This is a genomic window from Nostoc sp. KVJ3, assembly GCF_026127265.1.
GTDB lineage: Bacteria > Cyanobacteriota > Cyanobacteriia > Cyanobacteriales > Nostocaceae > Nostoc.
This window is the reverse complement of record NZ_WWFG01000001.1, coordinates 1859340-1879184: the sequence shown is the minus strand read 5'-3', so window position 1 is coordinate 1879184 and position 19845 is coordinate 1859340. Positions and strand designations below refer to the sequence as shown.

13 protein-coding genes and 1 pseudogene are annotated in these 19845 nt (G+C 41.8%); 6 read left to right on the top strand and 8 right to left on the bottom strand.

Annotated features, from left to right (window positions below; all coding sequences use genetic code 11):
• The first annotated feature begins 5 nt into the window (after positions 1–5).
• Entirely contained in the window at positions 6–671 is a 666-nt protein-coding gene (locus GTQ43_RS07510) for a class I SAM-dependent methyltransferase (protein ID WP_265272038.1), read from the top strand.
• 96 nt (positions 672–767) lie between these two features.
• Here the strand turns inward: GTQ43_RS07510 and GTQ43_RS07505 are convergent, their stop codons facing one another.
• The 3 genes and pseudogenes from GTQ43_RS07505 to GTQ43_RS07495 all read right to left on the bottom strand — a co-directional run bounded on the left by GTQ43_RS07505 (position 768) and on the right by GTQ43_RS07495 (position 7892).
• The gene (locus GTQ43_RS07505; RefSeq protein ID WP_265272036.1) at positions 768–2441 is read right to left on the bottom strand and encodes a fasciclin domain-containing protein; all 1674 of its coding nucleotides are present in this window, start codon (positions 2439–2441) and stop codon (positions 768–770) included.
• A 721-nt stretch (positions 2442–3162) separates the two neighbouring features.
• A pseudogene (locus tag GTQ43_RS07500) lies at positions 3163–6388 on the bottom strand (PAS domain-containing protein).
• A gap of 556 nt (positions 6389–6944) precedes the next feature.
• The gene (locus GTQ43_RS07495; RefSeq protein ID WP_265272034.1) at positions 6945–7892 is read right to left on the bottom strand and encodes an NAD-dependent epimerase/dehydratase family protein; all 948 of its coding nucleotides are present in this window, start codon (positions 7890–7892) and stop codon (positions 6945–6947) included.
• 362 nt (positions 7893–8254) lie between these two features.
• Here GTQ43_RS07495 and purD point away from each other — a divergent pair, with 362 nt between their 5' ends.
• Entirely contained in the window at positions 8255–9556 is a 1302-nt protein-coding gene (purD, locus tag GTQ43_RS07490) for a phosphoribosylamine--glycine ligase (protein ID WP_265272032.1), read from the top strand.
• A 193-nt stretch (positions 9557–9749) separates the two neighbouring features.
• The gene (gene nblS / locus GTQ43_RS07485) at positions 9750–11696 is read left to right on the top strand and encodes a two-component system sensor histidine kinase NblS (protein ID WP_265272030.1); all 1947 of its coding nucleotides are present in this window, start codon (positions 9750–9752) and stop codon (positions 11694–11696) included.
• 74 nt (positions 11697–11770) lie between these two features.
• Here the strand turns inward: nblS and GTQ43_RS07480 are convergent, their stop codons facing one another.
• Positions 11771–12142: a zinc ribbon domain-containing protein gene (locus tag GTQ43_RS07480; protein WP_265272028.1), complete on the bottom strand. Its 372-nt coding sequence runs from the start codon at positions 12140–12142 to the stop codon at positions 11771–11773.
• Between the two features lie 232 nt (positions 12143–12374).
• Between GTQ43_RS07480 and GTQ43_RS07475 the strand changes: the two genes are divergently transcribed.
• From GTQ43_RS07475 to GTQ43_RS07465, 3 genes are read left to right on the top strand one after another with little or no spacing between them, the layout of a single operon-like run.
• The gene (locus GTQ43_RS07475; RefSeq protein WP_265272025.1) at positions 12375–13751 is read left to right on the top strand and encodes an AAA family ATPase; all 1377 of its coding nucleotides are present in this window, start codon (positions 12375–12377) and stop codon (positions 13749–13751) included.
• A 2-nt stretch (positions 13752–13753) separates the two neighbouring features.
• Entirely contained in the window at positions 13754–14506 is a 753-nt protein-coding gene (locus tag GTQ43_RS07470) for a chromosome partitioning protein ParB (protein ID WP_265272023.1), read from the top strand.
• 42 nt (positions 14507–14548) lie between these two features.
• Positions 14549–15304, top strand: a complete 756-nt coding sequence (locus tag GTQ43_RS07465) for a hypothetical protein (protein WP_265272021.1) — start codon at positions 14549–14551, stop codon at positions 15302–15304.
• 436 nt (positions 15305–15740) lie between these two features.
• On the opposite strand, the gene GTQ43_RS07460 is transcribed toward GTQ43_RS07465, so the two are convergent.
• The 4 genes from GTQ43_RS07460 to psbB form a co-directional block, all read right to left on the bottom strand.
• Positions 15741–16472 (bottom strand): HAD family hydrolase, encoded by a 732-nt coding sequence (locus tag GTQ43_RS07460; RefSeq protein ID WP_265272020.1) that lies wholly within the window; start codon positions 16470–16472, stop codon positions 15741–15743.
• 139 nt (positions 16473–16611) lie between these two features.
• A complete protein-coding gene (locus GTQ43_RS07455; RefSeq protein ID WP_265272018.1) occupies positions 16612–17739 on the bottom strand; it encodes a 30S ribosomal protein S1 in 1128 nt (375 codons plus the stop codon).
• A gap of 294 nt (positions 17740–18033) precedes the next feature.
• Positions 18034–18141 (bottom strand): photosystem II reaction center protein T, encoded by a 108-nt coding sequence (locus GTQ43_RS07450; RefSeq protein WP_084227385.1) that lies wholly within the window; start codon positions 18139–18141, stop codon positions 18034–18036.
• A 103-nt stretch (positions 18142–18244) separates the two neighbouring features.
• Positions 18245–19774 carry a photosystem II chlorophyll-binding protein CP47 gene (gene psbB, locus GTQ43_RS07445; protein ID WP_265272006.1) on the bottom strand — a complete coding sequence of 510 codons (1530 nt, stop codon included), beginning with the start codon at positions 19772–19774 and terminating at the stop codon, positions 18245–18247.
• Between the last annotated feature and the right edge of the window lie 71 nt (positions 19775–19845).

The following is a 19845-nucleotide window of genomic DNA, read 5'->3' as shown; positions in this document are numbered from 1 at the left end:
CTACCATGCCAAAACAGTCTATAGGTCTTGATAACCAACTCTACAATTACCTTTTATCCGTTTCGCTACGGGAACCGGAGATTCTTTTGAAGTTGCGCCAAGAAACAGCCAGTCATCCCCGGAGTGGAATGCAGATTTCACCAGAACAAGGACAGTTTATGAGACTACTGGTACAGTTGATTGGAGCTAAGAAAACCTTGGAAGTTGGTGTATTTACAGGTTATAGCTCACTCTCAGTTGCCTTAGCCCTTCCTGAAGATGGCAAAATTATTGCAGCTGATGTGAGTGAAGAATTTACTGCGATCGCTCGCCGATATTGGCAACAAGCTGGTGTTGCTGATAAAATCGACCTAAGATTAGCACCAGGCTTGGAAACTTTAGATCATCTGTTAGCAACTGGCCAAGGCGGAACATTTGATTTTGCCTTTATCGATGCCGATAAAGAAAATTATGATGGATATTATGAGCGATCGCTACAACTAGTGCGTCCAGGTGGATTGATTGCTATTGATAATGTTTTATGGTCAGGAGAAGTTGCTAATCCGCAAAATCAAGATGAAAGTACCCAGGCTATCCGGGCACTGAACGAAAAGTTACATCATGATGAACGGGTTACACTATCTCTTGTCCCCATCGCCGATGGACTGACTTTAGCTATCAAGCGATCTTAGTATAGTTTGATTCTCAATTACTTATAAATTTCGCAAACAACAGCCGAAACCGTTATTTCTAGGTAGGGGCAATTCATGAATTGCCCCTAGCTTTAATTAGAAGTTGTAGCCAAGTCCTAATTGTAGCCCTACATCAGTGTCATCCAAAAAAGCAGCATTTACAGCGCCATTTAACGTAAATTTAGAACCGAGAGGAACGTCTACACCACCAGTTAGCAGTAATCCAAAATCAGTATTGTTATTAGCTTCAATGGCCACACCAGCACCGATATAAGGAGATATAAAGAAAGTTCGTTGACCCACCTCAGCAGATGCACGAGGAGTAAAATCCAAAGTCAAGGGAACTAAAAACTCCGTATTGTCTCCAAACAGCACCGATGGTCGCACTGATATATTACGTGTCAGACCAATCTTACTGATTACGGCAAAGTTACCCTCGCCCAAAGCGGTATTACCGCTCAAACCAATGTTACCAGCAACACCGATGTAGCTGCTACCACCAAGAGTAGCTCTACCTGGCGTAATATCAGGCGTTGTACCATTTGTGCTTCCTGTTGGTGGCTGATTTAACTTACTAATGTTAACATCAGGCGGGATCAGAACTTGGTTAATTGCATGGATAACACCATTGCTAGCCTTAACATCCGCTTGGATAATTCTGGCATTATTCACCGAGATTTGATTGCTAGCGCGATCGATTTGAATATTTACAGGTTTTTCTTCAGCAGTTTTCAGTTCTCCAGCCGAGAGTTGACTAGAAGTTACTGCACCAGGAACGACATGGTATGTCAAAATCTTAATCAACGCTTCTTTGTTTTCTGGCTGCTGTAATTGCTGTAATGTGGCAGCAGGTAAAGCAGCAAATGCTTGATCGGTAGGAGCGAAGACTGTATAAGGGCCTGGCTGTTGAAGAATATCTGTTAAACCAGCTGTCTTTAATAAAGAAGTCAGAGTTGTAAGAGAACTACTAGATGAAGCAAGAGATACAATATCGTTAGCGGTTTGAGTTCCACCGACAATATATTGACTAGCTGGAAGATTGCTAGCAATGGGTTGTACCCGCCCTTGTTTAGCTAAAGCTTGATACAACAGTGCCGCTGCTTCAGCACGAGTTAGGGGCTGCTGCGGATTGAGTTGTTTTACGTCTGGATAATTAACAACAATATTGGATTGTGTCGCAGCAGTAACACCGGCAACAGCATAGTTCGGGATAGCTGAAGCGTCGTTGTAGTATGTGTTGAGGTCACTACTGGTTCCACTGCTGCTAGCAGTTAAACCCAAACCACTCGCTAAAGCAACGATCCCCTGTACCCTGGGTATTTGTTGATTTGGTTTAAATACGTTTCCAGGATAACCTGCCAAGAATCCAGTTTCGTAGGCATACTGAATTGCAGAAGCCGCCCAATAGTTAGCAGGAACATCACTAAATCCACCTGCGCCTAATTGCCGAACTCGGTTTTGACTGCCGAAAGCTTTTTGAATTAAAGCAGCAAATTCAGCACGAGTTACAGCTTGATTAGGCCGAAAGCTGCCGTCAGGAAAACCAGCAATCACGCTATTGTCAGCAAGGGCTTGAATAAAGGGATGCGCCCAATAATCTGAGGGAACATCAGATAAGTTAACTGTTGAAGTCGGCGATGGTGTCGTGGATGGAACAGTACTTTGAGATAAAGCTGGGGCAGAAATAACGATGGGAGTCATTGTCGCAACTGTCATTCCCAGAACTAATAAAGCAACCCTTGCTGATGGCCGACGAGATAAATTAGACATGGAGATATCCTCTTTTTGAAATTCTTCGATTGACTTTTGGAAAATACTGGATGCAAGGTTAAGTAAATACGAATATCCAGATGATTGTTCGGTTTACCTGGGTATGGAAACCAGAATAGAAGCCGTTAATTGCTGAAAGCTCAACGGTCGGATATTATGAGTAGCGGCTCTTACATCTCATAATATTTATTAAACAGAATTCAGAAGTCAAAATTAATAAGGTTAATGCCGTCAATGTTTATGCATCATAAGATTTAGTAATATTTCAGAAAGGATATTTGTGTTGGTGACATGGTACATTTTTAATCTTTTATAAAAATTATACAACTAACTAATGGCTGTTTTATGAATAAAAACTTTCACTCTTTAGATAGTTGTCTATAATGGGAAATTTTAAGATCCTAGACTAAAAATCAGCGATCGCAATCAAAAAATTTTGTTCCCCAAATTTTTGACTAACAATTATTCTTTGGCAAAAGATTAATAAAAAACTCTCCCCACAAGGGAATGGGGCATAGGTAAGAAGTTGCCAAGGGTACAAAGTAGAACTTTCCACTTCGTTGCAGTCGTAATTACATATTATGTAGTGTTCGCCCGATCGCTTATAAAACGTCATTGCGAGCCGAGCGTCTCCAAGAGTTGCAATCACAAGTATTTATCCGAACATTATGTCATGAGTAATTTGCCGGATAGACATAGTATTGGTACTAATGACAAATGACTAATTACACCTTTGCTCTAGCAAATCTGTAATTGAGGTTAGTAATTCAGTTGGTTGTACTGGTTTGGCAATGTGCTTTTGAAAACCAGCGGCTAAAACTCGATCGCGATCGCTTTCTCCAGCATAAGCGGTAAGAGCGATCGCGGGAATTTCCCCTCCTTCCTCCTTTGGCATGGCTCTAAGCAGCTTAATCAGGCTGTAACCATCCATCTCTGGCATCCCTAAATCACTGATTAATAAATCAGGTATGGTCTTTACTATGATAGCCAGAGCCTCAGTTGCCGATGCTGCAATAGTTGTCACCACCCCATTCTGTTGTAGTAAGAAGTGCAAAATTCCCGTGTGTCAGGGTCATCATCGACAATCAATATTCGGATTCCGGCAATTAGTGACGAGTTAAATTTCTCCTCTGCTCCCCCTACTTCTCCTACTACTCCCCACTCTCTTGCATCACGGGGAGTCTAACAGTAAAAATTGCTCCCTGTCCAATTCCTGGACTAGCTGCTGTAACAGTCCCACCATGCAACTCTACCAGATGGCGAACTATCGCCAATCCCAGTCCCAGCCCGCCAAATTTCCTGGTTGTGCTGCTATCGGCTTGACGAAAATATTCAAATACATGGGGTAGGAATTCGGGGGAAATACCTTGACCTGTGTCTTTAACTTGAATTACTGCTGAGTGGGAAGTCAATTCTCGACTCAATGATAAGCTAACTTCCACTGAACCTTTAGGGGGAGTGAACTTGACTGCATTGGAGAGTAAATTCCCTAAAACTTGCTGTAAACGATAATAATCGCCCAGCATTTTACCAACATTAGGGTCAATCTGTATTTTTATCTGGATGGATTTACTTTCTGCCATTAACCGGACTGTTTCTAATGCTGCATCAATTACAGCTACTAAGTTAACAGTGGCAAAAGTCAGGTTCAACTTTCCGCGAATAATTCGGGATACATCCAGCAATTCATCAATTAATTGAATCTGCAATTGAGCATTTCTTTCGATGGTTTCTAAGGCACGATTTGTAGTGGTTTCATCAAATTTGCGGCTTTTGAGTAGAGATGACCAACCGAGAATGGGGTTGAGGGGCGATCGCAATTCATGAGAGAGAATGGCGAGAAACTCATCTTTATTCCGGTTTGCCTCTTTGAGTTCTTCTGCTTGTTGTCTAAGTGTTTTTTCTAATTGTTTCCTTGGGGTTAAGTCAAGAATAAAACAGATCCAAGATGGCGGATCTTGCTCCACCAAAGCGCCACCAATCAGGATGGGAATGCGGGAACCATCTTTGCGGATGTATTCTTTTTCAAAAGGATTACATATTCCAAGGGTTAAAAGTTGCTCTAGCCCCTGCTCATCAAGAGCGTGATATTCGGGTGGAGTTATCTGTTGTCTGCGTACCTTACCTGCTAATAGTTCCTCTCGCGTATAACCGACCATTTCTAAAAAAGCCTCATTCGCCTCAGTGATGTAGTCAGGAGTGGCGAACATAATACCAATAATATTGGAATCAACTAAGCGCCTTAATTGAGTTTCGCGCTGGCGCAAATCATTTTCTACCTGTTTGCGCTGGGTAATATCCTGAGCAGTACCCATCATTTTGATCGGTCTACCCTCAGCATCGGAGAAAATACGACCCTTGGCAGCAATCCAATGAATGCTACCATCAGACCAAACGCTCCGGTATTCAATGTCATACTCAACCTTTTCTTTAAAAGAGCGGGCGATCGCTTCATTGATGCGCTGATGGTCTTCTGGATGTACACAGTTGAGGAAAAGCTCATAGTCCATTTCAACTTCTGGCTTTAGTCCAAACAGCTGTTTACATTTTTCTGTCCAAATTAACTTATTGGTGGTAATATTCCAAAACCACATCCCCAATTCGGCGGCGGTAGTAGCTAACCGAATCCGTTCTTCACTTTCGCGCAGGTTTGTTTCAATTTGTTGGCGTTCGCGTAGCGCTGCTTGCTGTTCGGTAATATCAGTACTAGCACCAACTACCCTAACTACCTGACTATTTGCATCCCGCACTGCAAACCCCCGATCTTGCACCCACAGATAGCGGCCATCCTTGTGACGGACTCGATAATCGATGCTATAACGGTTGCTATTGGTCATACTGGCTATGAACTGGTCATTAACCATTTGTTGGTCATCGGGATGGATGCGTTCTTGCCACCACTCGAAGGTAGGTTCAGCTTCTTGTTGTGTGTAGCCAAAAATCCGGGTTAAACCCTGAGTTCTTTCCACAGTACCTCTGTGAATTTCCCAGTCGTAAATTACGCAATTAACTGCCGCCGCTGCTAGCTCAAACCTTTCGTTGCTTTGCCGCAGCGAAATTTCTGTGTGTCGTCGCTCTGTAATATCAAAAGCGATACCTAAAAGATATTGTGGGAATCCTTCAGCAGTTCTGCTGTACACAGTGTCATAGCTACAAAACCAACGCCACTCTCCATTAGCGTGGCGAATCCGGTACTCAAAGTTGAAGATTTCGCCCTGATGAGCAGAATTAAATTTTTCAAAATAGCTAGGGAGTCGAGCTAAATCTTCAGGGTGTAGAAGTTGGGTAAATAACTCCCTTCCCATTGCCTGGATTTCTGCTGGTGTGTAGCCCCAACCTTGAGCAATTTCGTAATTAACGTAAGAATTTTGTTGCTCAATTAGATCGTATATATAGAGTATCCCCGGAAGAGTGCCAGCAATTTGTTGAAACAAACGTTGACTATCCCACGATGGCTGAAATCCATCTGCATCAACTTGTTGAGTATCTTCAGTACAGTTACAGTTTTCCTCAATTTGTGGGTGCTTAGATTCTGTAATATCCGAAAAAGTTGTAACGATCGCGTAGGGAGTGCTGACTCTATCTTGGAATAGAGGTTGTGAAGACAACAATAGCCAGACTAGCTCACCATTTGGCTTATAAAAGCCACATACCACATTCAAGCAAGGTTTACCTGTTTTCTGGGCAGCGATCGCTGGATGAGTATTACCGAGCAAAGGAGAGCCATCTTCATGAATAAATGACCACTTGGGATCGAGCAAATTTTGCCCAACAAGCTGTTCTGCGGTTAGTCCCAAAATGCGATCGCCAGCTGCATTGCAAGCCTGAATAGTGCCATCAGCCAACAGAAGCACCATTCCCTCTTCTTTCTTGGCTAGCAGCGAATAATTTGCTTGTTTACTAACTTGCCGGTGCAGCAGCTTTTGGGACTTTTCCACGTCTGGCATTGAATAAAGTTAACGTTAGATTTAGTCGCTCATCTTTACATAGATTTTAGGGTAATTTCTTCAAACTTGAGGCTTAATATTACTAACTAGTGGGTATTATGACTGGGGATTCACGGTTTACTGACTGGTACGTGGGCACTCTACTGCGATCGTATTTATTCTCAAATATTAGGAATCCGGTTTGATTTGGAGAAAAGATACTTAGGGGAGCCAGTTGCGTGGTGAGGCAGTCCGATCTTCTCCCAAGGGGAGACGCTAAGAGCGATGGGGGTTTCCCCCAGAAGGAACTGCCGAATGGGTTTCCCGACTTGAGCGGTAGCGACGCAGGAGCGTCCCTGGCGTTGTTTAGCAACGGTGTAACGCACCAAACCCTTGATAATGGTGCGTTACGAACTTCGTTCTAACACAACGCCAGTTGCTACAACGGAGGGAACCTCCGCAACGCACTAGCTCCCCTACAGTACTTAATTTTGTTCAAAAACCAAATGGGTTCTATAGGACTTACGTAAACTAAAGACTGCTGTTCGCATTCGTTCAGTACAATGCCCAATGCCCTTTAATACAACGACTTAATCCACTGCCATTCCTGTGTCAAACCCTCTCTTAGAGAGACTTGCGGCTGATATCCTAAAATTTTCTGTGCTTTAGATACATCAGCAGCAGTGTGGCGAGCATCTCCCACCGCTTTTTCTATGTGGTTTCTTTTGATTGGTTTCCCGACGATTTCTTGAATCGTATCTAAGACTTCTGCTAAAACCACCCTACTACCACCACCCACATTAAAGATTTCTCCCACTGCTTCGGGTGCGCTGGCTGCGGCTAAATTGGCAGCAATGACATCACTAACAAACGTAAACTCCCGCGTTTGCTGTCCATCACCGTAAATAGGAATCGCCTCATCCTGCAAAATGGATTTAAAAAATTTATGAAATGCCATATCTGGGCGCTGTTTAGGGCCATAGACTGTGAAATACCGTAATGATACAGATGGTACACCAAAGTTTTTGTGATAAAGTTTGCACAAAGTTTCAGCCGCTAGCTTGGTAATGCCGTAAGGAGAAACTGGTTGAGGGCAAATTTCCTCATGAGTGGGTAATGTTTCTGCGTCACCATATACACTTGACGAAGAGGCAAACACTAATCTTTTCAGGCTTTTAGCATCTTTAGCTGCTTCTAGCAAAACTTGTGTAGCATTAATATTTCGTTCTGTGTAATCTCGAAAAGCTTTCCCCCAACTTGCTCTGACACCTGCTTGTGCTGCTTGATGATAAACGACATCAACATCTTTTAAGAGTTCCTGCCAATCTAGAAACTGAATATCTGCTTCAATTAATGTAAAGCCAGGTGAGCTATGTAAGTGTGCAAGATTCTTACGCTTTAAAATAGGATCGTAGTAATCATTAAATTCATCAATCCCGATTACTTCTTCGCCTTGTTGTAGCAAGATGTCTACGAGATGAGAACCAACAAATCCGGCAGCCCCAGTAACAATAATTTTAGGCATGTTAACTATTTCTTGGTATTTTCATTGATTTCCATATTCACAGGTTAGTACTTATAAGCAATAATCGTCATTACTTGAGCTTAATTTTTTGATCAATTATTATACTTTTTAAAATACAAGTGTTACTTAAATAAATATACTTATAATTTAATTTATACTGGTACGTTTATTACCGTCTATTGTTGATATTAGTAACAGTAATAAATGTACTAATTGACAAAATTGAATCTTCAGAATAAAAGCTTCCCCTTGTGTCTTGCGATCGCAATGGGGCTTGCACAAGTGTGATAATTAGTGAAAAAATTGATCCGCGAGAGCCGAATCAGGTATTCTCGTTTCGCAAGGTACGCACGAGGAAATCAGTGAAAGTTTTAGTTGTAGGTAATGGAGGGCGCGAACACGCTCTGGCATGGAAGCTGTTGCAATCTAAGCAAATCGAGCAAGTTGTCTGTGTACCAGGGAATGGGGGTACAGCAACTATGGAACGTTGCCAGAACTTGCCCCTAGCAGTAGATGATTTTGATGGCATGAGCCGATATGCTTTAGAGCATGGAATTTCTTTGGTGATAGTTGGGCCAGAAGTGCCTCTGTCTAAGGGAATCACAGATTATCTTCAAGATAAAGGATTGATGGTATTTGGCCCAGTCAGAGCCGGAGCGCAAATTGAAGCGAGTAAAGCTTGGGCAAAAGCCCTAATGGAAGAAGCAGGGATTCCGACGGCACAGGCTGCGGTATTTATTGAGGCAGCAGCAGCAAAATCTTACATCAAATCTCAGGGAGCGCCAATAGTCGTTAAAGCTGATGGCTTGGCGGCTGGTAAGGGTGTGACGGTGGCTGAAACAGTTGCACAGGCAGAAAGTGCTGTTGATGCGATTTTTCAGGGACAATTTGGTAGTGCTGGTGAATTTGTCGTCATTGAAGAATGCTTAATTGGGCAAGAAGTCTCAGTTTTAGCATTAACCGATGGGTTAACAATTCGATCCTTGTTGCCAGCCCAAGACCATAAGCGGATTGGTGACGGTGATACAGGTGAAAATACTGGGGGAATGGGAGCTTATGCCCCAGCACCGATCGCTACGCCAGAGGTGATGGCACGCATTCAAACAGAAGTGTTAGAAAGAGCGATCGCCACCTTACGAGCCAAAGGCATTGATTACCGAGGCGTACTGTATGCTGGATTAATGATTGCACCCAATGGCGACTTGAAGGTTTTGGAATTTAACTGTCGTTTTGGCGATCCAGAAACCCAGGTGATTTTGCCACTGTTAGAAACACCCCTAGAAGAATTGATTCTAGCTTGTGTGCAGCAACGATTAAGTGAATTGCCGCCCATTGTTTGGAGAAAGGGAGCGTCTGCTACTGTCGTTGCCGCTTCAGGTGGTTATCCAGGAGTTTATGAGAAAGACCAGATCATTACTGGCATTGACAACGCCGAAGCAACAGGAGCAACTGTATTTCATGCAGGTACGAAGTTGAATCAGCAACAAGAAATAGTCACAGATGGGGGTCGAGTATTAAATGTGACTGGAATCGGAGAAAATTTTGAGCAAGCGATCGCCCAAGCCTACGCTGCAATCAAACATATTCAGTTTGAAGGGATATATTACCGAAGAGATATTGGGCATAGAGTTAGGAGTGTGAAGCAGGGGGATGAAACCCTATAAGCGATCGCGCAATGTTAGCTGTTGAAGATGGTATGCGGGTGATTCTTGCGCACAGATTTTGCAGTAGCATCATAGCGCTTGGTGTTCTTGCACTTTTCCTTATCTCTCGCCCCTCTAACATATTTGTCGAATTAACTGTTAATTTTTTAGTTGTTGGGCTTTATAACAAAGACTACTAACAACTTTATTTAAGATGCTAAGTCTGTTAAAAACAATTCGAGATGCGATCGCAAGTTGGTGGTCGGAGTTCACCCTCCAGACTAAACTGTTGGCTGTGGCCACATTGGTGGTTTCTTTGGTGATGAGTGGTCTAACCTTCTGGGCTGTGAATACAATCCAACAGGATGCGCGGATGAATGACACCCGCTTCGGGCGAGACTTGGGGCTGCTACTTGCTGCCAACGTTGCTCCCCTCGTTGCTGACAATAATCTCAGTGAGGTTGCCCAATTTTCCCAACGCTTCTACAGCAGCACCTCTAGCGTGCGTTATATGCTCTACGCTGATGAAAACGGGGAAATCTTTTTTGGCATTCCTTTTTGGGAAGCGGAGGTAGAAAACTCCCTCACCATTAAACGGCGCATCCAACTACCAGAAGATTACCCTGGTGATGGGGAAAAACCGATGGTGCGGCAACACATGACCCCCGATGGAGTAGTTACCGATGTATTTATTCCTCTGATTGTCAATAAAAAATATCTAGGTGTATTAGCGATCGGTATCAACCCGAATCAGACTGCTGTCATCTCTACCAATTTTACCCGCGATGTCACCATTGCCGTTTTTATTACGATTTGGGTAATGGTAATTTTGGCAGGAGTAATTAACGCCCTGACCATCACTAAACCCATTAAAGAACTGCTGGTAGGGGTGAAGCAAATTGCTGCCGGAAACTTCAAGCAGCGCATTGATTTACCTTTAGGGGGCGAACTAGGGGAGTTAATTTTAAGCTTTAATGAGATGGCGGAGCGATTAGAGCGCTATGAAGAACAGAATATTGAGGAACTGACCGCAGAAAAAGCCAAACTAGAAACCCTAGTTTCCACCATCGCCGATGGTGCTGTATTAATTGACAATAATATGCAAGTGATATTAGTCAACCCCACAGCGCGGCGAATTTTTGGCTGGGAAACTGCTGATGTGGTTGGCTGCAATGTATTGCATCATTTACCGCCAGCAGTCCAAATAGAAATCACTGGCCCATTGTACGAAATGGCAGCCGGGGAATGCGAAAGCGCCGAATTCCGAATTTTTATTAACCAACCCACCCCGCGAACGATCCGCATTCTATTGACAACAGTACTCAACGTGCAAAGGGAAAGTATCAAAGGCATTGCGATTACTGTCCAAGATATAACCCGCGAGGTGGAATTAAACGATGCAAAAAGCCAATTTATCAGCAACGTTTCTCACGAACTGCGAACGCCTTTATTTAACATCAAAACCTATATTGAAACCCTACACGACTACGGCGAAGACTTAGGATTAGAAGAACGGCAAGAATTCTTGCAAACAGTTAACCATGAAACCGATCGCCTCACTCGCCTAGTTAACGATGTATTAGATTTATCAAAACTCGAATCTGGTCGTCAGTATAATTTCGATGGCGTGGATTTAGCCCAAGCGATCGAGCAAACATTGCGTACTTACCAACTTAATGCCAAAGATAAAGGTGTTGAACTTGTTCAGGAAGTTGCTACTAATTTACCCTTGGTAATGGGTAATTACGATCTGTTAGTACAAGTCTTTGGCAACCTTATTGGTAATGCCCTCAAATTCACCAAAGCCGGTGGTAAAGTAGCAATCCGCGCTTACCAACTAGATTTTAAACCCAATCACACCCAATCTTCTCCAGTGCGGATTGAAATCTCCGATACTGGAATAGGCATTGCCACAGAAGACCAGCACTCAATTTTTGAACGCTTCTTTCGCGTAGAAAACCGAGTTCACACCTTAGAAGGCACGGGTTTAGGTTTATCAATTGTCAGAAATATCATCGACAGACATCGTAGTAAAGTCCATCTAGTAAGTGAAGTTGGCATTGGCACGACTTTTTGGTTCGATTTAGCAGCTTTTGAAGAAAAAGCACCACCGATACAAGTTGAACCTATTGCGGAAGTATCTAAAATCACTACAGTCTGAAGGATTGGGGATTGGGGATTGGGCATTACTTTCTCACTCATCTCCCAATTCCCCACTCTTTACAAAACACCAAATCAAGACCTTAATATAACGAACAGAAAACAGACTAATAATAAACCTAATAGTAACAGCAAAGCCTGATTGCGTTTTACCCAAGTTTTCAAAGTTACACCAAAGTTGTTAGTGTAACGCTGCTGCTGCAACTCTAACTTTGTCTCTTCAATATTTTGGTAGAGGGTACAGTCTTTGGCGTAGGGACGCTGAGGAAAATTGCAAGTATCATCAGCGTGATAGGTGCAGGTGTCGCATAGATACCCATCCCCAGTGGCGCGGTGCAATGGAATACCGGGATGACCGTAAGCTTTAAGTGTTGTCCGGCAATAGGGACAACTAACAGCTTGACTATCAACGAGTTGATGGCAGTGGGGACAAGATACAGTAGCCAAAACCTTTAGCGCAAATAGGTTAAGTAAACACTTTGATTTTAGCTATTTACAAGGTTAATTGGGAAATAGCTCTCAGAAGTGATTACTGTATCAGTAAAAGTACTAATTTTATGATGATTCTTGATATTTTTATCAGTGATTTCTATCACTTAGAATAATTAAGGGTATGCCATAATCTAGCAAATATGAGGTTTCGTCCCAAGTTCAATAATTATTTAGAGGTAGAAAAATATTGCCTTTTAATCCTGAGCTATGCCGTAACGAAAGCGAAGTTGAAAGCAAACTCATAGTGCAATATTTGCTGCCACAGCTAGGTTATACCCCTGACACCTGGCATCAAGAGGTTGCCGTTGGTAGCATCCGCTTAGATTTTTTAGCATTTGCCGCACAGGTGATTCCCTTTGTCATAGATGCCAATTCACCTCTGAGTGTCGTCATGGAGGCAAAGCATCCCAAACAAAACTTAAATAATCATGTCCCTCGACTCAGGCATTATTTAACCAGTTTGCATGTCAGATATGGATTGCTGACTAATGGGAAAGAGATTAGAATTTATCAAAAATTACAGAGTGATATTCAGTTAGTATTTCAATGTTCTGGGGAAGAAGTTGAGACGAAATTAGAAAATATTAAAAATTTAATTGGTAGAGAGAGTCTGAAAGAAGGAAAGTTAGTAGACAAATCAGAAGTTCAAATAGAAAATAATTCCAATTTTGAAACAAAGAGGAAACATTCAATGAAAACGATTGCAATCTACCACAATAAAGGCGGTGTTGGTAAGACTACTGTTGCAGTCAATCTTGCAGCAGCATTACGTAAAAAAGGTAAAAGAGTACTTTTGATTGATATAGATTCTCAGGCAAATACCACTTTTGCTACAGGATTAATCAAATTCCAATTTGATGAAGATGACGATTTACGTGAGCAGAACATATCACATCTATTAGAGTCAGGAGATTTTTATTTTATTCCAGAAATTATGCGTCAGTCTCATTTTTTTAATAATCCAGAGATAGATGTTCTCCCCTCACATATTAACCTGATTGATAAGCAAGATAAACTAAATCAGATAGCAGTTAGCCGAAGTAGGCTTATTTCTAAACTCAAAATTGTCGAAAATAATTATGATATTGTAGTTATCGATACTCCTCCGTCGAGAGATTATTATGCCGAAGTTGCCCTAATTGCTTCTGATTATTTGATCATTCCTTCAGATTTAAAACCATTTGCAAACCAAGGTTTACCAACAGTCAAAAATTTTCTGAAACAAATTAATGAATACAGACTACTTATTGGTAAGTCACCCATTAACATAATAGGAGTTCTAGCTTCTAAAATTTCTACTAACGCTAAATTTTTGCAGTACACTTTTCCAAGACAAAGAAGTGTTATATCTGATCGCTATGACTTACCTTTGATGGAAGCAGTTATTTATGATAGAACCTCTCTATCAGAATGTATGAATAATACTATAACAGTTGGAGATTTAGAATACCCAGACCCAAAATCAGTTACAAAATATGCAGAATCAAAAACTAATGCTCAACAATCTGCTATGGAATTTGAGATGTTAGCCAAAGAAGTTTTAGAAGAAATAGGAGTTAGTTAATAATGAAATTTTATACTGTTGATGTAAAAAATATTACTTGTGATGTGCCTCCATCCAATTTCTCAGATGATGCTTTAAATAGCCTCGCTGATATGATTATAGAAAGCGGGGGAATTATCAGACCATTAGTTTTGAAAACTACAGGTTTAGAGACTTATGCAGTGGTTGATGGATACTTTGAATATTATGCTGCTGTCAGAGCAAGAGAAAAAAATCCTCGTCAATGCGAAATGGTTAATGCTTTTGTCATTTCCCCTAAGAACGAGGATGAAATATTTAAGCAAGTAGCTGCATTTAGAGAATTGGGTTCTGATAATAAACCAGAAGTTCAAACTCCAATTAAAACAAATCATTCAGAATCGATTTCACAAAATAATGATTTTAAGTTGTTGGAAAAGCAAATTAATGATTTAAGGTCAGAAGTGGCACAAGAGAGACAAGAAAGACAGAAACTATATGAGACTCTCAAGTTTATTGAAAGTCAGATACCCAAACAAATTACACCATTAGATGCATTTAATGATCTAAGTTTACTAGAATTAACTTTTAGATTAAGAACTGCTGGTTTTACTGATAAAAAAGCTGTTCAGGTTGCTGAAAGTGTGGAAAAAGAACGTAAAAAGAAAAACTTTGAATCTTTGAAAGATGTATTAGCAAGAGTAAAGATTGCTAGTGGCAAAAAACAGATTAAAGGTATAAGTGGCGATAAAATGGTAGATATTGTTGATAGCTGGTCACGTATATTGTTTGTTTAAAATTTAGTTACATTTGAATTGCAAGAATAATTCGGGGCTAATATGGATAGTCTGGAATCTAAAATTGTTGAAGTATTAAAAGGTGGCACTCCCCTAAGAGCAGTAAAAATTGCTGATATGTTGGGAGTTGAAAAACGAGAAGTGAACCATTACTTATATTCTTCATTGAAGAATATGGTTGTCCAAGATAGTGACTATAAATGGTCATTGAAGACAAATAAAATAGGTAATAATCAGCGTATCCCAACTCCACCACAAACACCTCAAAACCAATCAGCTAAACCTGTAACGCAAAATAACGTATACAGTTTTACCAAAAAAGATATTCGACAAGATATTCCTATTCAACCGCCAATTCTGCCAAATCAATCTTCACAACCTATCAAACATGAGAAACTAGAGAAGTTTTATCAACAAAATTTTCAACCAAACTCTCAAAATCCATCTTCACAACCTGTAAAGCAAACTAATCCCTATGAAGTTGTCAAGGGAGAATTGTCTCAAGTATCTTCTGAGGAAAAGGTAAAAATTATAGAAAATGCTTTTAGACAAGATAGGTATGCAGAACTAGAAGATGAACAGATAAATGCTCTCCAATCAATTTTAGAAGAAGCTAGGCGGGAAGTGAGTATAACAAATAGGGCTTATGCACAAGGGAAACTAAGCTTTTGGAAGACTAACTCTTTAGCGATCGCAGTTATATCTATAGCCTTAACTCTTGGTACATTCTTCGTGATTAATCAACTGAGATCCAATTCAACTTACAAACCTACCCCAAATATTCCACAAAATAGGTAAACTTGGCAACCCCTTTGCGGTTTTGCTCTTTTCCTTTCTAGATAACATGAAAAGTCAGTTGTAGAATATATTTAATGCTAAAACAATTTTGACTATTATTGATGAGTATTCAAGAAGTTAGTAAAATAAGTTAATTCAATGTAACCAGCAGATCCTCGACTTCTTTGAGAAGTCGGGTATCTTGTTTCTCATGAATTTCGAGCGTTAACACCTCTCATTTATAGCCATGTTAATCCCTATGGCACTTGGAGATTAGACCTAAATGAACGATTACTGATTGAGTTTCTCGTGGAGGTAATTGCGTGAATGTGAATGTTCAACTGACTCCAGCTAAAAAGAAAGAGCAAATATTAATCTATTAAGATAGGCGTAACGGTGAGCAAGGACTTGAGGAAAGTTATCAATATTCCATTGTGCGCCGGAAATTTTAATCAACTTAAGCTAAAATCTGGATTTCATCAAGTTGATTAATCACCACATCAGCACCTTGCACATTATCTGACTTACCCACCCAAGTGATACCAATACAACCTGCGGCTTTAGCATTACGCGCCATTTGCATATCACCAACTGAATCACCCACCATCAATGTAGCGCCTGGTTCAACTCCCAAAGCTTGGCAAGCTTGCAAAAAGAGGACTGGATCTGGTTTACTTGGCCCTTCATCTACTCCCATTTCCAACTGGAGATAATCACTTAATTGGTGATTCGCTACAAACTTATTTACTTCATCTGTTGTTGCTGCTGAGAGGATACCGAGTTTTAAACCTCCTTCCCGTAAATATTTCAACAAATCTAAGCTACCTACAAATAGCGGTGAAGGAGTTTGTTCAATATATTTCTCTGCTTCATCCAAAGCTTGACGAGCTATTTTTAAGGATTCAAACCATCCTTTTCCAGTTTCGGCAATATATGCAGCAGCCGCAACTTCTGTTTCGCGGCGACTCGCTACCGATATCAAACCTGCCGGATCTAGAATATTGCTATTGATGCCAAATGCCATTAATAAAGGTTCCCCAGTTCCAGGGATTTGAGCATCTATTAATCTTGTTGCCTTTTGTGCTAGCGATCGCAAATAGGTTTCTGAATCTTCTAGAGTACCGTTTTTGTCAAACAAAATTGCCTGGATATTATCAAAAGTGATATTTCTACATTTAATAGTTACCACAATATTTCACTCCACTTATTTACAGACGCGATTAATCGCGTCTCTTTTCCTAATTCTCCACATAAAAAAAGAGGGTTTTTCCCTCTTTATATAATTATTTAATACTCTTACTTAAAAAGAAGTAAAACTATAAAATGTATTATTCTTCAATAGCTGCTGGAATTTCTTCTTCAGTTTCCGTCGCGGCTGGAATCTCTTCTGGAATTTCCGCAACTACTGGAGTTACTTCTTCAATTTCTGCTGCTGGTGGAATTTCTTCTTCAAGTTCCGCTGCTGGTGGAATCTCGTCTTCAAGTTCTACTGCTGGTGGAATTTCTTCTTCTGCTAGAACATCCGCAGGTGTCGCTGGCGCAGCAGTAATACCTTGTTGCTTGGCTAACAGTTGTTCGCGATACTTGGCAGCCATTTCTTCTGCTTTATCGTAAACCAAATCCCGGTTTTTAATCATGTCGCCGGGTTCGGGTTCTAGCTGCTTGGTAGATAGGGAAATGCGACCCCTTTCTGCATCCAAGTCAATGATCATAACTTTCACTTCATCATTGACATTGAACACGCTATGAGGTGTATCAATATGTTCGTGGGAAATCTCAGAAATGTGTAGTAGACCACTGACACCACCGATGTCGATGAAAGCACCGTAGGGTTTGATACCACGAACTGTACCAATAACTACTTCGCCGACTTCTAGGCGGTTCATCTTCCGTTCAACCAGCGCCCGACGATGAGATAGAACTAAGCGGTTACGTTCTTCATCCACCTCTAGAAATTTCAATGGTAGTTCTTCGCCTACCAATTCTTCTTTAGGTTTGCGGGTGCTGATGTGAGAACCTGGGATAAAGCCACGTAATCCTTCAATTCTGACCAATGCACCACCGCGATTGGTTGCAAATACGCCAGAACGGACAGTAGCATCTTCTGCTTGCAGCTGCCGTACGCGTTCCCAAGCCCGCATATATTCAATACGGCGAATGGAAAGGGTTAATTGACCATCTTCGTTTTCATCGGTAAGGATGAAAAATTCCCGCGTTTCGTTTGACTGTAAGACTTCTTCCGGGGCATCGACCCGGTTAATAGACATTTCTTGTATAGGTATATATGCTGCGGTTTTAGCACCAATGTCAATCAGAGCGCCGCGCGGCTCTATACTGAAGACGGTTCCTGGGACAACATCACCAGGGCTAAAATGATAATCGTATTTGTCAAGTAGAGCAGCGAAATCTTCGTGAGTGAATCCAATTTCTGTAGCGGTTAAATTCTGATTGACCATGCTGATTTGTTCCTGGTTCTAGTCTCCGTAAAGGTTGTGTGACAGGCGTGATGTACTATGCAAGCAGTTCTATGGCAGCTTACACAAAACATCCTTTTTCATCCTAGCGCAGAAAAGCTAGTATTAACACATATCTACTCCCAAGATTGGAAATTATATCACAATCTAAAAATGATTGGTTATTTACTTAGTAGTTAAAACCAACAAAGGACAAACACAATAATATCCGTTGCTACGACGCATCGTAGCAACGGATACTAAGATTGAATCTGTTTAAAGGTCTGGTAATAGGATCTACTTATCTTTTGGTTTCTCAAAGCGAGGGGGTTCGCGGAATGCGATCGCAAAAAAGAGAGTACCTATACACAGAGTAAAAATCAAGATGTAAGCAACGCTTTCCATATTATTAGTTCCTGCCTATCCAGCCAGTAATTAAAGTTACAAGAACTGAGTACTGAGTGCTTAGTCAGAGCTTTAACTCGGAACTCAGCACTCAGCACTGAAATTAGAGGGCTTCTTTCCGGCGGGTTGACTTGTCACCCACTTTCTGGAACAGACCCCACTCAACTTGCTCTTCTAGATCCGCATCAACACCAGCAAATACATCTCGGTAAATTGTCCGAGAGCCATGCCAGAGATGACCAAAGAAGAACAGCAGAGCAAATACAGCGTGTCCAAAGGTAAACCAACCTCTAGGACTTGTGCGGAATACACCATCAGAGTTCAAGGTTTCCCGGTCAAATTCAAAGATTTCACCACCTTGAGCTTTCCGGGCATACTTCTTCACATCAGCTGGTTCTGTAAATGTTTTACCATTCAGATTACCACCATAGAAACTAACGGTGACACCAGATTGCTCGAAGCTATACTTAGATTCTGCCCGACGGAAGGGAATGTCAGCGCGGACAATTCCATCAGCATCGGTCAAAACCACTGGGAAGGTTTCAAAGAAGTTGGGGAGACGACGCACAGTCAATTCCCGTCCTTCAGAATCTTTGAATACGGCGTGACCTTGCCAAGATTGGGCAATACCATCACCCTTCACCATCGGCCCTGTACGGAATAGACCGCCTTTAGCGGGACTATTACCGACGTAATCATAGAAAGCCAGTTTTTCAGGAATCTGCGACCAAGCTTGGTCAAGGGTTGCACCTTGAGCAACGGTAGTTTGGACGCGGCGCTGAATTTCTTGACGGAAGTAGCCTTGATCCCATTGGTAGCGGGTAGGGCCAAACAATTCGATGGGTGTGGCGGCGTTACCGTACCACATAGTACCTGCAACAACGAAAGCAGCAAAGAAAACTGCTGCAATACTGCTAGAAAGTACTGTTTCAATGTTCCCCATCCGTAGGGCTTTGTAGAGCCGTTCGGGGGGTCTAACTGTGAGGTGGAATAAACCTGCAATAATACCAACAACACCAGCAGCAATGTGGTGAGCCGCAATGCCACCAGGGTTATATGGGTTAAAACCATCTGGGCCCCATTCCGGTGCTACTGCCTGGGCAGCCCCTGTTATACCATAAGCATCAGAAACCCATATCCCCGGCCCAAATAGTCCGGTGACGTGAAAAGCACCAAAGCCAAAACAAAGTAGACCAGATAGGAACAGGTGAATGCCAAACATTTTTGGCAAGTCTAAGGCAGGTTCACCAGTGCGGGGATCTCTAAAGAGTTCCAAATCCCAGTAAACCCAGTGCCATACGGCAGCTAAGAATAAAAGACCAGAAAGAACAATGTGAGCCGCAGCAACGCCTTCAAATGACCAGAAGCCAGGATCGCTTGCAGGGCCACCAGTAACGTTCCAACCGCCCCAAGATTGAGTAACGCCCAAACGTGACATGAAGGGGAGAACGAACATCCCTTGTCGCCACATTGGGTTGAGAATTGGATCGCTAGGGTCAAAAACAGCTAGTTCGTAGAGTGCCATCGAACCAGCCCAGCCTGCTACTAAGGCTGTATGCATTAGGTGTACAGAAATCAGCCGTCCTGGATCATTCAGAACGACTGTATGTACTCGGTACCAGGGTAGTCCCATCGACTACGCTCCTCCTCGATGAGTTAGTTTACAAAGCAATTTTGTTACTGAGATTCTAAGAAACGAAATTC

Coding starts and splice junctions, on each gene's coding strand:
- GTQ43_RS07510 (WP_265272038.1), top strand. CDS start 6: ATGCCAAAACAGTCTATAGGTCTTGATAACCAACTCTACAATTACCTT.
- GTQ43_RS07505 (WP_265272036.1), bottom strand. CDS start 2,441: ATGTCTAATTTATCTCGTCGGCCATCAGCAAGGGTTGCTTTATTAGTT.
- GTQ43_RS07495 (WP_265272034.1), bottom strand. CDS start 7,892: ATGCCTAAAATTATTGTTACTGGGGCTGCCGGATTTGTTGGTTCTCAT.
- nblS (WP_265272030.1), top strand. CDS start 9,750: ATGCTAAGTCTGTTAAAAACAATTCGAGATGCGATCGCAAGTTGGTGG.
- GTQ43_RS07470 (WP_265272023.1), top strand. CDS start 13,754: ATGAAATTTTATACTGTTGATGTAAAAAATATTACTTGTGATGTGCCT.
- GTQ43_RS07465 (WP_265272021.1), top strand. CDS start 14,549: ATGGATAGTCTGGAATCTAAAATTGTTGAAGTATTAAAAGGTGGCACT.
- GTQ43_RS07455 (WP_265272018.1), bottom strand. CDS start 17,739: ATGGTCAATCAGAATTTAACCGCTACAGAAATTGGATTCACTCACGAA.
- GTQ43_RS07450 (WP_084227385.1), bottom strand. CDS start 18,141: ATGGAAAGCGTTGCTTACATCTTGATTTTTACTCTGTGTATAGGTACT.
- psbB (WP_265272006.1), bottom strand. CDS start 19,774: ATGGGACTACCCTGGTACCGAGTACATACAGTCGTTCTGAATGATCCA.